General features: G+C 57.3%; 18 protein-coding genes. 10 read left to right on the top strand and 8 right to left on the bottom strand.

Features of this window, described 5'->3' with window-relative positions:
• Positions 1–475 precede the first annotated feature (475 nt).
• Together HWE04_RS14370 and HWE04_RS24610 are read right to left on the bottom strand one after the other, a co-directional pair.
• Entirely contained in the window at positions 476–2,233 is a 1,758-nt protein-coding gene (locus HWE04_RS14370) for a DNA primase family protein (protein WP_241812806.1), read from the bottom strand.
• A gap of 115 nt (positions 2,234–2,348) precedes the next feature.
• Positions 2,349–2,597, bottom strand: coding sequence for a helix-turn-helix transcriptional regulator (locus tag HWE04_RS24610; RefSeq protein WP_446719231.1), 249 nt, complete (start codon positions 2,595–2,597; stop codon positions 2,349–2,351).
• Positions 2,598–3,493: 896 nt separating this feature from the next.
• On the opposite strand from HWE04_RS24610, the gene HWE04_RS14365 reads away from it, so the two are divergent.
• Both HWE04_RS14365 and HWE04_RS14360 read left to right on the top strand, forming a co-directional pair.
• Complete coding sequence (locus HWE04_RS14365) at positions 3,494–4,615, top strand: ParB N-terminal domain-containing protein (protein ID WP_241812805.1); 1,122 nt, start codon at positions 3,494–3,496, stop codon at positions 4,613–4,615.
• Between the two features lie 33 nt (positions 4,616–4,648).
• The gene (locus HWE04_RS14360) at positions 4,649–5,581 is read left to right on the top strand and encodes a hypothetical protein (RefSeq protein WP_241812804.1); all 933 of its coding nucleotides are present in this window, start codon (positions 4,649–4,651) and stop codon (positions 5,579–5,581) included.
• 2 nt (positions 5,582–5,583) lie between these two features.
• On the opposite strand, the gene HWE04_RS14355 is transcribed toward HWE04_RS14360, so the two are convergent.
• Entirely contained in the window at positions 5,584–6,558 is a 975-nt protein-coding gene (locus HWE04_RS14355; protein ID WP_241812803.1) for a DNA cytosine methyltransferase, read from the bottom strand.
• 300 nt (positions 6,559–6,858) lie between these two features.
• Here HWE04_RS14355 and HWE04_RS14350 point away from each other — a divergent pair, with 300 nt between their 5' ends.
• Genes HWE04_RS14350 through HWE04_RS14340 form a run of 3 tightly spaced genes read left to right on the top strand, consistent with a single transcriptional unit; the run spans position 6,859 to position 8,989 of the window.
• Positions 6,859–7,326 (top strand): LexA family protein, encoded by a 468-nt coding sequence (locus HWE04_RS14350; RefSeq protein WP_241812802.1) that lies wholly within the window; start codon positions 6,859–6,861, stop codon positions 7,324–7,326.
• Positions 7,323–8,624, top strand: coding sequence for a Y-family DNA polymerase (locus tag HWE04_RS14345; protein WP_241812801.1), 1,302 nt, complete (start codon positions 7,323–7,325; stop codon positions 8,622–8,624). The genes HWE04_RS14350 and HWE04_RS14345 overlap by 4 nt, the downstream gene beginning before the upstream one ends.
• 2 nt (positions 8,625–8,626) lie before the next feature.
• Entirely contained in the window at positions 8,627–8,989 is a 363-nt protein-coding gene (locus HWE04_RS14340) for a hypothetical protein (protein ID WP_241812800.1), read from the top strand.
• Between the two features lie 148 nt (positions 8,990–9,137).
• On the opposite strand, the gene HWE04_RS14335 is transcribed toward HWE04_RS14340, so the two are convergent.
• The 5 genes from HWE04_RS14335 to HWE04_RS14315 all read right to left on the bottom strand — a co-directional run bounded on the left by HWE04_RS14335 (position 9,138) and on the right by HWE04_RS14315 (position 13,015).
• Positions 9,138–9,353, bottom strand: coding sequence for a hypothetical protein (locus HWE04_RS14335; RefSeq protein WP_241812799.1), 216 nt, complete (start codon positions 9,351–9,353; stop codon positions 9,138–9,140).
• Positions 9,354–9,355: 2 nt separating this feature from the next.
• Entirely contained in the window at positions 9,356–9,772 is a 417-nt protein-coding gene (locus HWE04_RS14330) for a response regulator (protein ID WP_241812798.1), read from the bottom strand.
• 197 nt (positions 9,773–9,969) lie between these two features.
• Positions 9,970–10,182: a hypothetical protein gene (locus HWE04_RS14325; RefSeq protein ID WP_241812797.1), complete on the bottom strand. Its 213-nt coding sequence runs from the start codon at positions 10,180–10,182 to the stop codon at positions 9,970–9,972.
• Between the two features lie 2 nt (positions 10,183–10,184).
• Positions 10,185–11,234, bottom strand: a complete 1,050-nt coding sequence (locus tag HWE04_RS14320) for a phage portal protein (RefSeq protein WP_241812796.1) — start codon at positions 11,232–11,234, stop codon at positions 10,185–10,187.
• The gene (locus tag HWE04_RS14315; protein WP_241812795.1) at positions 11,234–13,015 is read right to left on the bottom strand and encodes a terminase ATPase subunit family protein; all 1,782 of its coding nucleotides are present in this window, start codon (positions 13,013–13,015) and stop codon (positions 11,234–11,236) included. Before HWE04_RS14315 ends, HWE04_RS14320 begins: the two co-directional genes overlap by 1 nt.
• Before the next feature lie 143 nt (positions 13,016–13,158).
• Between HWE04_RS14315 and HWE04_RS14310 the strand changes: the two genes are divergently transcribed.
• The 5 genes from HWE04_RS14310 to HWE04_RS14290 all read left to right on the top strand — a co-directional run bounded on the left by HWE04_RS14310 (position 13,159) and on the right by HWE04_RS14290 (position 16,606).
• Complete coding sequence (locus HWE04_RS14310; RefSeq protein WP_241812794.1) at positions 13,159–14,001, top strand: GPO family capsid scaffolding protein; 843 nt, start codon at positions 13,159–13,161, stop codon at positions 13,999–14,001.
• Between the two features lie 51 nt (positions 14,002–14,052).
• Positions 14,053–15,096 carry a phage major capsid protein, P2 family gene (locus HWE04_RS14305; RefSeq protein ID WP_241812793.1) on the top strand — a complete coding sequence of 348 codons (1,044 nt, stop codon included), beginning with the start codon at positions 14,053–14,055 and terminating at the stop codon, positions 15,094–15,096.
• A complete protein-coding gene (gpM, locus tag HWE04_RS14300) occupies positions 15,096–15,815 on the top strand; it encodes a phage terminase small subunit (protein WP_241812792.1) in 720 nt (239 codons plus the stop codon). Before HWE04_RS14305 ends, gpM begins: the two co-directional genes overlap by 1 nt.
• Positions 15,816–15,905: 90 nt before the next feature.
• Positions 15,906–16,397 (top strand): head completion/stabilization protein, encoded by a 492-nt coding sequence (locus HWE04_RS14295; protein ID WP_241812791.1) that lies wholly within the window; start codon positions 15,906–15,908, stop codon positions 16,395–16,397.
• Entirely contained in the window at positions 16,397–16,606 is a 210-nt protein-coding gene (locus HWE04_RS14290) for a tail protein X (protein WP_112077054.1), read from the top strand. The genes HWE04_RS14295 and HWE04_RS14290 overlap by 1 nt, the downstream gene beginning before the upstream one ends.
• Positions 16,607–16,626 lie beyond the last annotated feature (20 nt).

Below are 16,626 nucleotides of genomic sequence, written 5' to 3'. Positions count from 1 at the left end.
GATTGTGGTCTAAACATGGGTCAACTTAGGATGCAAATTTCTGGCTTAAGTGGGTCAGTTTTCGATGCAATTCAACAGGGTGTTTTCTGGCTTACCCTATCAGTATGTTAACTTCGGTTTTGGAGTGCGATCGGAAAATTAAAAAATTTTCATGGCTGCGATCGCAGTGGTGTAGGCGACCCGCTCCGAAAGGCTTCTCCCAATAAGATGTCAGGATCTGCGATGGCAGATCTGCGGAAGTTTTCGCAACTATCTTCCCTATCTTCCCTACGGTCGTACTCCTCTCACAGCTATGGTGTATGGCGAACTGTATGTGTGGAATTTCAGATGCGACGTTCTGACCGTAAGGGGGAGGCTAGACGGTTTTGCGCAGACATCTTCCCTATCTTCCCTACTGGCAGCCGGCATACCCTATCGAGCCATCCCAGTCGGTTCTGTAGCTCCCCACTTTTGAGGGCGGGGAGGCGTTCAGAGATTACATCAGCTGAGCCGGGTGGCGATGTGCCGTTGCTAGGGGCGGGATATTGGCCGGGAAGTACTGTCGCCCTGCATCGCTGGGGCTGACCATCCAGACGGTTGAGCTGACCTTCCTTGAGCGGAAGCCCAGGCTGCTAAGCTCCCTACCAAGCGAAACCGAATTGCCTGGCGAGAATCCGTGTGATCTGCACCAGGTGCTGTATGCCGAGAACAGTTCTTGAGCCTTGATGCTACTGGGACCTTGCGATGGCACAAGGCATTCCTCGGCAAAGCTCCTGGCTGGTGATATCTCCGCACGATATGCTTGAATTTCCTGAGCAGATGATGGCGGAATCGAAAATCTGCCTAGTGCTCGCAGTGCCCGTGCTCCGGCAACCGCCCAGGCAACAATGCCAGGCATTTCATCCTTGAGCTTCGTGAGCAACTGGGGATCTCGCTCCTGCTCGGAAAAATGACGGTTAAACGTCAACACTACCAACCGACGGAAGTAGCCTTCGGTGGTGTCGCTGCTATGAGGCATGTTGTTCGTCGCTACCATCAACCTGACGTAGGGCTTGAAATGCGAGGATGGCTTGTATTTCGCCGACGCTTCAATCGAGTCGCCGCCGATGATTGCCTTGAACTCACCATCCGATACATGACGTAGCTTCGGTAAGTCCGGGGACTGGTTCAGGAGCTTCTTATCCAGTGTGGCACGGACATCTGGATGCTTCAACCTGTGCAGCATAGCGCTGGTTGTGTTTGCCTCGCCAACCATATGGCGTGCGATGTCCATCAATACAGACTTGCCGTTAGATCCTTCCCCTTTCAGTATCAGCATGCACTGCTGGCTGCTGTCGGCGAGCAAGAGGCCGCCCATCCACTGCTGGATGAACTGTCGTTTTTGCAGCACGTCACTGTCGCCTTGCCAGATGCTATCCAGGAAGGCCATGAAGTTGGGGCATTGGCTACCCGAAACGTAGCTGTGCGGAATGCGGTTGAACAGATTGTTGCTGATGTCGTGTTCACCCAGTCGTCCGGTGGTGACGTCCAGCGTGCCATTGGCGAAGCAGATGTGGTTCGGGCTCGGCTGCACTTCAGCATCTGTAAGTTCGATGGCCAGGATCATCTTGCGGATAGCATCAGCCCTCGTGATAGTGGCGTCGGCACCCAGGTGCTTGATGATCAGATTCTGGATCTTCCTGGTATCAATAGGCTGGTATGCACCCTCGTGAGGGGCATACATCTTATCTCCAGGTGCGACAAGTAAGCCGCTGCCAAACTCGCTGGCAACGACCGATCGAGCGAGGATGACGTCGCCGATATCCTTGTGTGCGCAGTTCCACTGCAGAAGATCTTCTGGTGATTCTGCGATGCTGCCACGCGGCAGCGGACAACCGCCTGATGGGCAAGTGGTCGCGCCGTTCTCTCGGATTTCCTCGCACGAAGGCGGTCGAGTAGTATCTGCAGCTGCAATAGCCGAGCCGAGCGTCGCCAAGCCCTTCGATGTTGTGAAGTCTTGGATACCCGCATATCTGCCAAGCTGTTTGGCCGCAGCGGTAAGGACATTATGGTTGGAGCACGCCGCTTCACGTGAGCAGCAAGTGCGCAGGGTTCTGCACTTCAGCAGCTGAAGCGGTATAAGGCTGTGGTGGTGAGTTGCCGCCTGAGGGACGCAGGCGTCCTCCATTGTCTGCAGTTCTGTATTGCGGTCGAGTGCTGGTGTGGTCACATCGGTCGCTGCGCTGACTAGCTCGGTCTTCTTAGTACGTTTCATTTGCTCGGTAGCCTCGTTTTCTTTTGGATCCCGCATAGGATGTGGTCTCTTTGGGCGAGCTGTGGCACAGCCATTCGATACTTTCGAACGGCTGGCAACAGATCGGGTTGATAGCTCAGTTGGCTCGGGTCGTACGCGTGCCTTCAGCCCATGCGAGGACCTCCGACAAAATCCATTGAGATTTCGTCGTGTTCAGGGTGACCGGCTGTGGGAATGTCGTGTCATTTGCCATGATTCGCCACAGGGTCGTGCGAGAGACATTCAGTATGGACAGGATTTGCTTCCGAACAATAAGTCTGTGCGGCAGGCCGAAACGGTCAGGATTGGAGGGGGCAGCGGTAGATACGGTTACAGAATGGTTCATAGCGTCGAATCTGTCTAATAGGGTAGCAATCTCGACCGGACTACTTCGCAGCGTATGGGCGTGACGAAGCCATCTCGGTTGAGCTCTCAAGTCAAAGCACAAATTTGATGACCTGGCTACGCGACGCTTGTCAGGCCGATGCCATGAGACAAGATGCGAACCAACTCTGAACTGGGTAGGGTGCTGCCGGCTCGAGCAACCAGTTAATGCTTTTATCGAGCCTCGGCCTCGTGCTTTATTGGAGGCAAAGGAACTGACCGTATCAATGAGGGACGGTACAGATGCAGCTTTCAGTCATCGGGCCTGGGTATCCCTCTGTAGGAAGGATATTACGACATTCGGCGGCTGCGTTTCAATGGGGTAGACCAGGCCTCGATGTTTCATCTTGTTTCATGTGGCCGAAGGGAGGGGGGAGGGCGGGCTTGGCGGTGTAGAGGGCTCCGGAATGCTACCCAGGATGCTACCCAGAAAGCAAAAGGGGCTAGCTAAGAAACGCTAACCCCTTGATTTCATTGGTGCTGATGGGCGGAATCGAACCGTCGACCTACTGATTACGAAATAGCCTCGCTGGTGGCTGAAAGTCTATAAAAATCAGCAGATTAGTGCGGTTCGGCTGGGTTATTGAGGCCATTGATAGGCAGCTGCAAGTGCTTGATTCCATTGGAACGGTCTCCGTCAAATAACCCACTATTAGTCAGGCGCGGCGTGCGATGACAGGGTGCCGGGCAAAGCAGATTTCGGTTCTTCACCTGAATATTTCGAGCTCAAACAGTCAAGCTCGCCGGCGAAATTCGCGCTATTGGGCTCAGTGTTGTAACATTCTTGCTCAAAATACCCGATCACAGAGCTTACGAGCCCTATCTCCTAGCCCCGCTACGCTGTAGTTTGGAGCCCTAATGCCAAAAAAGAAGACTGCCGCCCCTGCGGACCAGCCCCAAATTGCCCTCATTGATTCTGGGCAACTGCGCTTTGATCCACAAAATCCGCGTTTCTACCGACTGGAGGACGGAACATCCGACTCTACGGTTATTGAGGAAATGCTTGATGACGAAGGCGTACAAAATCTGATGAATTCCATCGGGCACCAGGGTTACTTTCCTGGAGAACCTCTTTTGGTCGCCCCGGATGAAAACGGCAAATATATTGTTGTCGAAGGTAATCGACGATTAGCCGCAGTAAAGTTATTAAACGGCGAATTGGCCCCGCCTCCGCGCAAGTCCCGCTCGGTGGCGCTGTTGCGCGCGGATGCTATTTACCAGCCAATAGAGCTGCCTTGCATCGTCTATCCTCAGCGCGCAGATGTTTTGCGCTACCTCGGTTATCGACACATCACCGGCATCAAAGAATGGGATGCTCTTTCAAAAGCAAGGTATCTCGTCGAGCTGCGAGACACGTTCTATGCCGACAAGGAACCGGCGGAACAACTGAGAATTCTTTCAAAAGAAATTGGTAGCCGCTCCGATGTTGTAGCCCAGTTGCTTACCGGGCTTACACTTTTCGAACGCGCAATTGATGAGAAATTTTTCAAGAAAAATAATCTCAATCCAGACGCGATCGACTTTTCCTACATCACTACGGCACTCAGCTACAGCAACATTGCAGAATGGCTCAAGCTTGAGGGGCGTACTGATATTGACGCGGCAAACCTAGACTACGATAACTTGGAGTCGCTTTTCCACTGGATGTTTGTGCCGCTGCCTGGGGGCAAAACGGTACTGAGGGAAACGAGGCGCCTCAAGCAACTTGCTGCAGTAGTGAATTCCCCGGATAGTTTGCGCGTTCTGGTGAAATCAGGCGACCTGGACGATGCCTACCTTTATACCGATGGACCACAACTAGCACTTTCGGCAGCGCTGCAAAAGGCAGATTCTAAGCTGAAGATTGTCTGGGACATGCTGCTTTCCAGCGAACCCAAGATCGAACACAAATTAGCTGCGGAAGAAATAGCATTGATGGCCAATAGAATTTTGGAACAGCTAAGCAGTGTCCTGAGCGCTCAAGACAAGAAAAAGCAATAACAACTTTAAGCTCTGTGGGGGAGTTAAAAATTTATGCTGCATCGCTTCGACGTACTGCCGGACACTCGAGATGTCTTCGTTTGGGCTGACTACATTGAACTTCGAGCATTGGCACACCCGGATAAATGCTTCTCGCGTGGCGAGTTGGCAGCTTTAGCTCAGCAAGTCGCAGCAATCGGTCAGCCTCTGGTTGACGCGAATGCTATTTGGCGTGAGGTAAAGGAGTTCATCAACAATCGTGCTCATATATTCGGAGCGGCTTATCCCTTTACTATTGTGGGGCATGACGAGGACACACTTGAACTAACAGACCGAGCTCTAAATGGGGAAGAAAAACTTTATTTGACCTTGCTTATATGTTCCAGCATGGCGTACGTCGTAAGGCAAGGCGGCAATGTCCAGATGATCGGAAGGCTATTTGAAGAATGTAGCTTGGAAATTTTCCAGAAGCTGATGCCGCCTGGTTCAAAGATCTATCCCGCATGGGCCGCCGGCGGAGCAGCGGCACGCTATCAAGGGAGCCTCTATCAGAAACTACTTTTGATCGCCCGGGATTTGAGGGGTACGGCTACCATTCAAGAGCGAGACTATGCTCCACAAGATCACGGCGACGGTGGGATAGATATTGTCAGTTGGGACGATCTTGACGACCCCATTCGAGGGGCAATTCCATCTGCCCTAGCTCAGTGTGGTTGCTCTCGTGAGCAGTGGAGAACAAAACACATCGCGGCTTCGCCGGTTATGCTGCGTTCGAAAATCAATGTTCATCACAACTGGGCGACTTACTATTTCATGCCGCTTGATTTGCGATGGTCTGACGGCGACTGGGCATACAAGGGCGATTTTGGCGAGGCAATCATCATCGACCGCTTGAGAATGATCTCATTGGCGAGACGATACAACATCGCTGAACAAATGCCGATCCGCGACGTTGTTGAAACGGCCTCGCAGTTGCAGATAATGTGAAATCACCAAATATGGGCAGGCAAATTTCGTGCAACTGCCTCGAACAGAGGCGGCGGCACAGCATTGCCCACTACCGTGTATCGCATATTCAGGTTTCCAGCAGGGGTATCCGGAAATACGAACCCCTCGTGGAAACCTTGAATACGTGCTGCTTCTCGATATGAAAAGCGACGAGCTGGTGAATCGTCCTCGAACTCCCATACGTTGTGCTCACGTTTGATCATGGCGGGGCTCATGGGGTGAAGCGGCATATGCCTCGGATTAGCGACGATAGTCTTAGACGGCTGATCCCAATCGCGACGCCGATCTCGTGACATGTAATACCAATGAAATTCTCGATCATAAAACTCGCCTTCAGGCCAGTCGTCCATGTCGCCAATTACATCTTGGATCGAAACAAATGGCGTATCTCCGATCCCATACTGCGCCGTTGGAAATTCATAGTTTCTTCTAAATTTCTTTCGAATTCCCACCAAAAAGATGCGACGGCGTTCTTGCGCCACGCCATAGTGTGCAGCGTTTAGCACCTGCACTTCGACGTTATATCCGGCCTCAGAAAACAACGCTATCTGGTCTTCTAACAAATGCCGGAAGTTGGCACGCACCATCCCGGAAACATTTTCGACAATGAAGGCCTTAGGCTTTACTTGTTTAAGTGCACGCGCGAACTCTTTATATAACGTATTAATTTTTCGGTCTGGATTACGCACGCCACCTTGGCTAAAACCTTGGCAAGGGTAGCAACCGACAAGCAAGTCAGCTTGCGGAAAGGTTCGAATATTTGATACATCACCTAGAACATATTCTGTGTCCGGGTGATTGGCCACATATACATCTCGAGCATACGGCAACACATCGTTGGCCATCAAAACGTCGAAGCCGGCGGCCAAGACTCCGGCATCCGATCCGCCGCATCCGGAGAAAAGTGAAACTGCTGTAGGCATATAGTTAATTATCTGTTTGGCAACAAATTCCAAGGGAATTTTATCGCGCGATTATACGTGATGGGTGAATTCTCTTGGCTCACCTAGGCGAAGGAGCTATCAAATTAAAAATGCCTGTCGTATGCGTCAAACTGCGTCAGATTTGAGGTTTGACAAAAGGAGCGTCAAGCAAGGTGTGACGGGCTTTGGCGCATGATGCAGATTTGAGTCAAAACCGACCTATGTAGCGGGCAGGCGCGGGGTGGGGGCAACCGCGCGCGCAGGGCCGAGAAAGTGATTTATACTGTGCGTATATACAGTATTATTGAAAAATCACCCTTCCTAGTTGTCAATATGTCACGCCTCACCTATCCCGCGCCGATCCCGCCATGGTGCCCCGTCAGGCCCGTGCCGGCCATCCAGTTCGCCGGTGGGCCGCTGGCCCTGCATATCACGCACAAGCTACATGCCGGCTTCCCAAGCCCGGCCGCCGACTACACCGCCGATCCGCTGGACCTGAATCAATACCTCGTAGATCGCGTCGCCTGCACCTTCCTCTTCGATGTGGCCGGCTGGAGCATGAGCGGCGCGCACATCGTCGAGGGCGACAAGGTGGTGGTGGACCGTTCCATTTCGCCCCAGCCTGGCCACATCGTGGTTGCCATCGTCAATGGTGAATTCACCATCAAACGCCTACGCCTGGTCAACGGCGCCTACGAGCTCCACCCCGAGAACCCGGATTTCCGCCCGATCCACTTCGGCGATGGCGAGGTGCTGGAGGTCTTCGGCGTGGTGGTGGGCGTGGCCAGGAAGATGCTGTGAGCACCCAGCCGCTCGGCCCGGACGGTTTCGCCCTGGTCGACGTCAATAATTTCTACGTCTCCTGCGAGCGGGTCTTCGATCCCAAGCTGCGCGCGCGGCCCGTGGTGGTGCTGTCCAACAACGACGGCTGCGCCGTGGCGCGCTCCAACGAGGCCAAGGCGCTGGGCATCAAGATGGCCGCGCCGTGGTTCATGATGCAGGACCTGGCCCGCCAGCACGGCATCGTGGCCCTGTCTTCCAACTACACCCTCTATGCGGACATGAGCAACCGCGTCACCGACGTGCTGCGCCAGTACAGCCCGCGCCTGGAGGTCTACTCCATCGATGAGAGCTTCCTCGCCCTGGACGGCCTGGCCGGCCTCTGGACGAGCATGAGCGACATGGGCCAGGCCATCCGCCACCAGGTCCTGAGCTGGGTCGGTGTGCCCGTCTGCGTCGGCATCGGTGCCACCAAGACGCTGGCCAAGCTGGCCAACCACATCGCGAAGAAGCAGCCGCAGTTCGCCGGCGTGTGCGACCTGTCCAGCCTGCCGCCGGCCGAGGTCGACCAGTTGCTGGCGAAGATTGAAGTGGGCGATGTCTGGGGCGTGGGCCGACGCATCACCGAGCAGCTCGCGCGCGTGCGCATCCGCACTGCGCAGGAGCTACGCAATGCGCCCATGAAGGCCATCCGCCAGCAATTCGGCGTGGTGATGGAGCGCACCTGCGCCGAGCTGCGCGGCGTCTCCTGCCTCGCCTTGGAGGACGCGGCAGCGCCGCGCCAGCAGATCGTCTCATCGCGCTCCTATGGCGAGCGCGTGTCCGGCCTGCGCGAGATCGAGGAATCGGTGAGCACCTACGCCGCCCGCGCTGCCGAGAAGCTGCGCGCGCAGGGCTCCACCTGTGGCGCCGTGCATGTCTTCGTAGAAACCGATCGCTTCAAGCTGGACGAGCCGCAATACAACAACGGCCGCACCGTGCCGTTACCCGAACCGACCGATGACCTGCGTGTGATCGTCAAGGCTGCGATGTGGGCTCTGCGCCGAATCTACCGGCCGGAATTCCTCTACAAGAAAGCCGGCATCATGCTCATGGACTTGGCCCAAGGCCAGGCGCGCCAAGGCACGCTCTTCGGCAGCGGCGTGTCGGAGATATCGTCGGCGCCCCTGATGGCCGCTTTCGACAGCATCAACAAGCGCTTCGGCCGCGACACGGTGCGCCTGGCCAGTGCCGCCGGCCCCCATCGCTGGGCGGCACGCTTCGAGCACGTGACCCCGCATTACACAACCGATTGGGCGGCGCTGCCGCGCGTGAGGTGAGCATGCAAGTGACCATCTATCAGATGCGCCGCAATGGCATGGAAATTGCTCGGGAGCTGCTGGGCGACGAGGCGCGCCACATCGGTGAGCTGCGCTTGGGGGTATTCGAGGACGGTGACCGGCGTCGGCTGATGAAGGCCGCCAGGCTGCAGCAGGAAAACGGCGAGGTCATCATGGAGCTGGTCGATGTCCAGGTCGATGCCATCAAGGCATCACGCATGGTCATCAAGGGGATAGAACGGCGGCAGACCGAGCGCGGGGTGGTTGAGTTCGCACAGGCCTGGCTATGTGTGCAGGCAGGAACGCCGCTGCTGGGCACATCCCGGGAAAGATTTTTTAAAAGCAGCGGCGGAACTCAACATTAGGCATAATGGCTCAGCTCGGTATAAAGCTTTTCTTCAGCTTGAATTTCGGCTGCGCATATAACAACAATGAAAATTGGTGCGCCGGCTTCCCATACAAGAGCCGCGTGGCTCATCAATAGCGTGAATTAGGAAATCAATGGGAACATCGCTAACCTTTGGCTTCGCCTATAGGGGATTCGATATCACCATCATCGGATACGAGATCGATGGTGGTTGGCGAATGGCCCTTGAACTGCGCAAAGGAGAAGACGTCGAGATTATCCGGGACACCGCCAACGTTTATGCAGACTTCAACAGCTTGCGCAGTATGGCCATTTGGACAGCGCATCTGAAAATCAAGAGCCTCACTGACGCGCGTGCTCATGATTAGCTTGCAAGAGGCTCGTATGGAACTGGATCTCCGTTTTGACTGGCTTGCACGGCTTCCAGAGTTGAAACCAGAAGCTGTAGGGGACATGGTTTCACTAATAGCGCATCAAAAATTTGCCGAGCTTGCCAAGAGTTTGTCATTGGCGTCGCACTGAGTAAAACGATAGGAACAGCCGAGAGCTGCGAATCACTTTTGACTTTGCGTGCAAATTCCAGTCCGTCCATTATGGGCATGCGTAGGTCGGTCAGCACGACATCCACCGGCGCGGCGGGACACTGCATCATGGCATATGCTTCGGCTCCATTTGATGCTTCCAATACACGGTAGCCTCGCTCTGAGAAAGTCTCCGCAAAAATGCTGCGCACATCTGGCTCGTCCTCAACGATCAGTAGACTACGTTGTCTCCTCTGCATGATGTCATTCCTCCACTCTTAGCTATACGCCCATAAAAGGCGCTATTGGCTAAATTCATTATGGACTTATCAGGCCGGGATCACATACACAAATTCTCTCAAAATGAGAATTAACGTCACGAAAACATCGCCGAAAGGCGCGTCAATTCGTAGACATAGACATATTTCTAAGCATTGATTCCCAAAATTCGGGAAACTTATGACTTGCCATTTCTGCGTATTGCCTGCTTGAGCCGCTCGTAATCGTCGCGGCAATCGGAATTGCAAAATAGCGATACCGACTCGATCTCCTCCTTGCAAAAATGGCAACGGCAATCCGCTCGCAGCGCCGGCGCACGGCGGACAGCGGCTAGGCCGGCGGCGATAGTTCGAAAGATTCTGCTGTCTGCGTTGTCGGCTTGATCGCTCATGGCTATTTGCTTTCATTGGTAGGAAGTTGATAGGGACGAAAGCGGACCACGTCTTGGCCGGCCCACTCGTTCAAGGAAAGAAACTGCGCCTGCAACGGCTCAATCTCGTTGCAGCCGAAGACGGCGGCCGCCTTCGTCACATCGCCGAATCCGCCGGTGTTGTTGGGCATGGTCCCAAGTAACTGCGGCGGCACGCGATGCGCGGCCAGCACGTCGTCGCGTGTGCAGTTCTTGATGTTGAAAAATTCGTCCTTGGCGGCGATCTCGGAGACCGGCAGGATCTGCAAGCCATCTTTCTTGCCGCCTGGTGCATACACAAACAGATTGCGGAAGTTGCCCGGCCCTTTGCTGTTGCGCATCGCCTCGCGCAGCTTGTCCACGTCGTTGACGTTGCTGGCCGTGTCGGTCATGTAGAGGATGAAGCCGGCATGCGAGCCGTTGAGGTAGTAGCGGCGACGAAAGAGCGTAGCCGACTCATTGAGCCAGGCCGACTGTAGCGCGCTCACGTACTGCGGCACTCCGTACACCTCTTGGTTGATGTCGGGGGCTTGCAGGTGCCAGATGCCGTCGCGCTCGAATTCGTAGGTATCGCGCCACCCGTTGACGAAGAAGTAGCGGCCTGGCTCCACGCCGACGCGCGTGTATTTGGCCAATGCCGGCTTGAGGTTCAAGAGCTTTCCCGTCATGCTCTCGCGCCGCTCGGCATAGCAGTTGCCGAACAGCAGAAAGTCCAGCGCCAGGCGCGTGAAGTCGCCCCGCGACAAGAAGGCGGACGGCTGGAAAGTCGAGGCCAGGATATTGACCTTGCACCAGATCGCACTAGCGTGGTGAACGCTGGCATTCAAGGATTTGGCGAGGCCGACCATGCTCAAGGGCGGCTCGTACCAATCGCCATTGCGGTAGCACTCGACATCGGCCAGCATGTCGCGGCCTTCCAGTACGGGCGACGGATCGCCGAAAGAAAACGCCTCAACGGCTGGCCCCGGTGCCTCGACCTTGGCCGGCAACGTGTTGTTGGATGCAGCCGCGCTGCGGCGTGCTCTGAGTTTCATCAGAAGAACTCCATAGATGATGTGTTGTTAGCGGTGGTGCCTTCGAAGGGCTCGTAGTCGAGGGCGTGCATGACCGACCAGGCCAAGTCAGCGTGGCCGGTTTCTTCCGAGCGGCCCGCGTCATAGGTGACGGCGCGGCCACTGGGCGTGAGGATCTTGCGAATAGCCATGAAAGACTGCGCAATGTCAGTCCATCCCGCATCGAACTGCAGGCGGCCGCTGCGGATGACGTTTTGTGCCTTGAGCACCATCCGTGTTTTGACTTCGGGCGAGTAGCTGATCGCGGTGGCACCTGGGAAGAACTGTTTCACCAGCGGGTAGACGCCCACGCCCATGCCGGTAGTGTCGATACCGATGTACTGCACGTTGTAGCGGCCGCACATTTCCTTGATGAGCGCGGCTTGCTCGGCAAAGTCTTTGCCCCGCCATTGCTGTCGCTCAAGGATGCGGAAATTGCCGCCAGGGACCAGCGGCGGGGCAATCACCGAGCAACCGGCGCTGTCGCCCGTCAGCGAAGGGTCATAGCCAATCCACACAGGCCGATGGCCAAAGGGGCGTGCCGTGAAGGGCTTGTAGTCGTCCCAATCCACCCACGAATCGACCATGCCGCGCTGCAGGTCGGCCAGGGGGAACACCGACGCAGAATCGTCGATGAAGTTACACATCAAGAGGTTGTCGAACTGGTCCGGCGAGTATTCGAAGTCGCGCAGCTCATCGATGTCGAACAGGTCGCAGCCACCGGCCGCCGCGTCCATGATCGTGACGATCTGACGCCAGATTTTGTCCTCGCCCGTAAAACCCGAGGACAGCCGCTTGTGGCTCACATCGATGTTGACCTTTTCGCCCTTGGCGCGGCGCTTGTTGAATGCCTCACCGGTCCAGAACGGATAGGCCTGGTGCGTCGTGGCCGAGGGCGTCGAGAAGTAGGTTTTACGCCACTTCTTGTGCAAGGCCATGCCGGACGCGACCTTATTCAGCTCGGTGAAATTGTGCGTCCAGAAGAATTCATCGAAATAGAAGTTGCCGTGATAGCCCTGGGCGGTTCGTGCGTTCGTGCCGAGGAAATACAGGTGCGCGCCGTTCGGCAGCACGATAGGATCGCCCGACAGCTCCACGCCGCACGCGTCCTTCGCAAACTGGATGATGTATTGCTTGAAGACGTGCGCCTGCGACTTCGAGGCCGACAGAAAAATCTGATTGCGCCCAGTCTGGATCGCATCAATCAGCGCCTCGCGCGCGAAGTACCAAGTCGCGCCGATCTGGCGCGATTTCAGGATGATGCGCGTACGCTCGCTGCCGTTTCGATACCAGACCTTTTGGTAGTCGAAGAGCGAATCATTGAACGCCTCGACGATACGCTGCTGCGCCTCTTCGCTGAACTCGTTGCGCACCGGCCTTTTCTTCGGTCCGGCATTGCGATTGGCGATCTTGGGATTGAGGTCGGTTTCGTTCCCACCCGGCTGCTCATAGCGGCGCACGCGCGCCGCCTGCACAAGCTGACGCATCAACGCGTCGAGTTCCTTGTACTCGCCATTGCCCTTTACTTCCTTGGCGATCAGTTGCACTATGCGCGCTTCAAGGGCAATCTCTACGCGCTCCAGGCGCGAGACCTTTTCCCATTCATCGCGGTGCTTCCAGCTATTGACGGTAGATCGCTTGATCTTTAGATGGCGCGCAATCGACGAGATGCGCCAGCCCTCGAAGTAGAGCCGGCGCGCAACGTGCCGAGGCTCGGCCGCCTGGTCGATGTTGTCCTTGATGTCTTCTGGAATTTCTAACATGCCGCAAGCGTAGGCGGCGCGCGCGCGTAGCGGGGACTTTGCCGAGTCGCTATCCCTGATAACAACCCTCACTTGATTGATGCATTTCGCCCATCGGCAGAAGATGACGTTATCCGATCAACCGATAACGAGCGCGAAAACTCATGGCAACCAAGAGCAAATTTTTCCGCGTCGCGACCGAGGGCGCGACCACCGACGGCCGTAGCATCAGCCGCGAGCAAATTCAGCAGATGGCCGACAGCTACAACGTGAAAACCTACGGTGCTCGCGTGTGGGTCGAACACCTGCGCAGCCTGTTGCCCGATGGTCCGTTCAAGGCCTACGGCGATGTGCTGGCACTGAAGGCCGAAGAGGTCGACACCGAGAACGGTAAGCGCCTGGCTCTGTTCGCTCAGATCGAACCCACGCCCGCGCTGATCGCCATGAACAAGGACCGCCAAAAGATTTTCACCAGCATCGAGCTGGCCGACAAGTTTGCGGATACCGGCAGCTCCTATCTGGTCGGCCTGGCCGTGACCGACAGCCCCGCCAGCCTGGGCACCGAGATTCTGCAGTTCTCGGCCACCAATCCGAAAGCATCACCTTTCACGCCGCGCAAGCTGAAGCCGGAGAACCTGTTCTCCGAAGCCATCGAGGCCAAGCTTGAATTCGAGGAAGACGGCCCGAGCGTGGCCGAGACCATCAAGCAATTGTTCAGCCGCATCGGCGGTGGTGAGAAGAAGGCCGATGCCCAGCATGCCGACGTGGTTGCCGCCATGACCGCCGTGGCCGAGAAGGTCGGCGAGTTCGCGCAATCCGCCGCGCAGGCGGGCAAGGATGTGGCCGACGCTGTGGCCCGCCTGGAGAAGCTGGAAAAGCGCGTGGGCGACGAATCAACCGCTGCCGAGCAATTCCGCCAGACCATTAACTTGACCGACAAGAGCAACCTGCAGCGCCCGCCGGCCACCGGTGGCGGCAACAGCGGCACCGTGCAGACCGAGTTCTAAGCCGTCGGCCGACGAAGCAACCCATTTCCGCATTTCACTGGAGCAGAACACATGAAGAATCAGACCCGCGCCGCCTATAACGCCTACACTTCGCGCCTGGCGGCGCTCAACGATGTCGCCGGCGGCGCCGTCCACTCCACCTTCTCGGTGGACCCGAGCGTGCAGCAGAAGCTCGAAGACAAGATGCAGGAATCGTCCGAATTCCTGGGCAGCATCAACGTCATCGGCGTCGATGAGCTGGAAGGCGAGAAAATCGGCCTGGGCGTGTCCGGTCCCATCGCCAGCCGCACCGATACGCGCGGCGACAAGCGCCGCAGCACCCGCGACGCGTCGGCCATGACGAATACCCGCTATCGCTGCGAGAAGACCAATTTCGATACCCACATCACCTATGCCAAGCTGGATGCCTGGGCCAAGTTCCAGGACTTCCAGACCCGCGTGGCCAATGCGATCCTGAAGCGCCAGGCGCTGGACCGCATCATGATCGGGTTCAATGGCGTGAAGGTCGCCGCCGATACCAATCTGGCGCAATATCCGCTGCTGCAGGACGTGAACAAGGGCTGGCTGCAACAGATCCGCGAGAACTCGCCGCAGCGCGTCATGGGCCTGGTTGGCCAGGACTTGCCTGGCAAGGTGGTCATCGGTAGCGGTGCCGGTGCGGACTACGCGAACCTCGATGCTGCCGTGTATGACGCGGTGACCAATCTGGACCCGTGGTATCAGGACGATACCGGCCTGGTGGTCATTGTCGGCCGTGAACTGCTGCACGACAAGTATTTCCCGCTAATCAACAAGGAAAAGGCGCCGACCGAGACCCTGGCCGCAGACATCATCATCAGCCAGAAGCGTATCGGCGGCCTGCCGGCGGTGCGCGTGCCGTCCTTCCCGGCCAATGCCATGCTGATTACCCGCCTGGACAACCTGTCGATCTACTTCCAAAACGGCGGCCGCCGCCGTCGCGTGGTGGACGAACCGAAGGCCGACCGCATCGAGAACTATGAATCCTCGAACGACGCCTATGTGATCGAGGATGAGGGCCTGGCCGCCCTGGTGGAAAACGTGGTGCTGCAGGATGCGGCAGCGGGCGGCGCCTAATGTCTCGCCTGTCTCCTGCCGCGCGCCACCGGGAGCGCATGCTCGGCAAGCTGGCGGCGTCCGCCGGCGAGCCGGGCGGCGTGACCACCGGCAGCGCCTATGAGCTGATGCTGATGAAGCTCCATGAGGACCGCCGCACACTGTCCAATATTCAGTCTATCGAACGCAAGATCGAGATGAAGGCGACCCTGCTGCCGGCCTATCAGGACTGGACTGATGGCGTGCTGGCGGGCGGCCGTGGCGCCCACGACGAAGTGCTGGTCAACGTGCTGGTATGGCACATCGATGTCGGCGACTACGAACGCGCCCTGCAGCTCTCGGCCTATGCCCTAGAACACCAGTTCAATTTACCGGATCGGTACGACCGCACCTTGCCCACGTTGCTGCAGGATGAGTTCGCGGGCGCCAGCCTGGGCGGCAAGCTGAAGGATGACCCGGCCCGCGCGGCCGAGATCCTGCAACAGGTGCTGGCCATGACCGGCAATGCCGATACGCCCGACCAGGCGCGCGCCAAGGTGCATAAGGCGTTGGGCTTGGCCCTGCTGGAGCTGGTGAATCAGGTGGATGCCGAGAACATCACGGCGGCCACCGCAGACCGCGCCTCGGCTTCGCTGCAGCACCTCACCCGTGCGAGCGAGCTGCACCAGGCGGCCGGCGTCAAGAAGGAAATCGAGCGGCTGGAGCGGCGACTCAAGAAGTTCGCCGAGCCGGCCAAGTAAAGAGCACCCCACGGCGCAGGGGCGGCCCGAGACGGAAGCGGCATTGTTCGTCGGATGTCTCGGCCACCGCCCCCCACATATTTCAAGACCATGAGCTACATCGACGAGGTGCCGGTAACGGCAGGACCGACCGTGCCGGCCGATGTGAAGGCCATCACCAATGACGGCTTCTTTCCAGACATCAGCATGCCGGCCATGCGGGATGCCATGCGGCTGGACTCGACGGTGACCGACGCGCGACTGCGGCCGGCCCTGGTGGACGCGATACTGACCACCAATCGGCTGCTGCGGGACTGGCAAGCGGGCCACCTGGCCAAGGGACTCCAGAAACTGGAAGAGGTGCCCGCGCTCAAGGTGGACGGCGAAAGCCAGTACGTCGCGCACTATCGGCGCGCCGTCTACAGCTTCGCCAAGGCTGACATCTTCGAGAGCTATCGAGACTACGACACCACCGCAAGCGCGCTGACCGACAAGAAAAACATGGAATGGATGGACACGGCGCCGGACGTGCAGCGCCGTAACGGCCATTGGGCCATCAATGACATTCTCGGCCGCACGCATGCGACCGTGGAGCTGATCTGATGCAGGTACGCAGCCAGCAGGGCGACACCCTCGATGCCCTGGTGTTTCGCTACCTGGGCGCCAGTAGCGGCTACGTGGAGCAGGCGCTTGCGCTCAATCCTTCCTTGGCCTCGCTGGGGGCCGTCCTGCCAGCGGGAACGATGGTCACGCTCCCTGCAGCGGTAGCAGCGCCCAGCAGCGCGCAAGACAGCATCAGCCTGTGGGACTGACAACATGAATACCAAATCAC

Source organism: Herbaspirillum sp. C7C2 (assembly GCF_022627865.1).
In the GTDB taxonomy this organism is placed as follows: Bacteria; Pseudomonadota; Gammaproteobacteria; order Burkholderiales; family Burkholderiaceae_D; genus Herbaspirillum; species Herbaspirillum frisingense.
Note: the sequence above shows the minus strand (reverse complement) of the source record. Positions and strands in the feature narration are given on the sequence as shown.

Excerpts from the sequence above, each read along its gene's own strand:
- HWE04_RS14370 (WP_241812806.1), bottom strand. The coding sequence starts at position 2,233 with ATGAAACGTACTAAGAAGACCGAGCTAGTCAGCGCAGCGACCGATGTG.
- HWE04_RS24610 (WP_446719231.1), bottom strand. The coding sequence starts at position 2,597 with ATGAACCATTCTGTAACCGTATCTACCGCTGCCCCCTCCAATCCTGAC.
- HWE04_RS14365 (WP_241812805.1), top strand. The coding sequence starts at position 3,494 with ATGCCAAAAAAGAAGACTGCCGCCCCTGCGGACCAGCCCCAAATTGCC.
- HWE04_RS14360 (WP_241812804.1), top strand. The coding sequence starts at position 4,649 with ATGCTGCATCGCTTCGACGTACTGCCGGACACTCGAGATGTCTTCGTT.
- HWE04_RS14350 (WP_241812802.1), top strand. The coding sequence starts at position 6,859 with ATGTCACGCCTCACCTATCCCGCGCCGATCCCGCCATGGTGCCCCGTC.
- HWE04_RS14340 (WP_241812800.1), top strand. The coding sequence starts at position 8,627 with ATGCAAGTGACCATCTATCAGATGCGCCGCAATGGCATGGAAATTGCT.
- HWE04_RS14335 (WP_241812799.1), bottom strand. The coding sequence starts at position 9,353 with ATGAGCACGCGCGTCAGTGAGGCTCTTGATTTTCAGATGCGCTGTCCA.
- HWE04_RS14330 (WP_241812798.1), bottom strand. The coding sequence starts at position 9,772 with ATGCAGAGGAGACAACGTAGTCTACTGATCGTTGAGGACGAGCCAGAT.
- HWE04_RS14325 (WP_241812797.1), bottom strand. The coding sequence starts at position 10,182 with ATGAGCGATCAAGCCGACAACGCAGACAGCAGAATCTTTCGAACTATC.
- HWE04_RS14320 (WP_241812796.1), bottom strand. The coding sequence starts at position 11,234 with ATGAAACTCAGAGCACGCCGCAGCGCGGCTGCATCCAACAACACGTTG.
- HWE04_RS14315 (WP_241812795.1), bottom strand. The coding sequence starts at position 13,015 with ATGTTAGAAATTCCAGAAGACATCAAGGACAACATCGACCAGGCGGCC.
- HWE04_RS14310 (WP_241812794.1), top strand. The coding sequence starts at position 13,159 with ATGGCAACCAAGAGCAAATTTTTCCGCGTCGCGACCGAGGGCGCGACC.
- HWE04_RS14305 (WP_241812793.1), top strand. The coding sequence starts at position 14,053 with ATGAAGAATCAGACCCGCGCCGCCTATAACGCCTACACTTCGCGCCTG.
- gpM (WP_241812792.1), top strand. The coding sequence starts at position 15,096 with ATGTCTCGCCTGTCTCCTGCCGCGCGCCACCGGGAGCGCATGCTCGGC.
- HWE04_RS14295 (WP_241812791.1), top strand. The coding sequence starts at position 15,906 with ATGAGCTACATCGACGAGGTGCCGGTAACGGCAGGACCGACCGTGCCG.
- HWE04_RS14290 (WP_112077054.1), top strand. The coding sequence starts at position 16,397 with ATGCAGGTACGCAGCCAGCAGGGCGACACCCTCGATGCCCTGGTGTTT.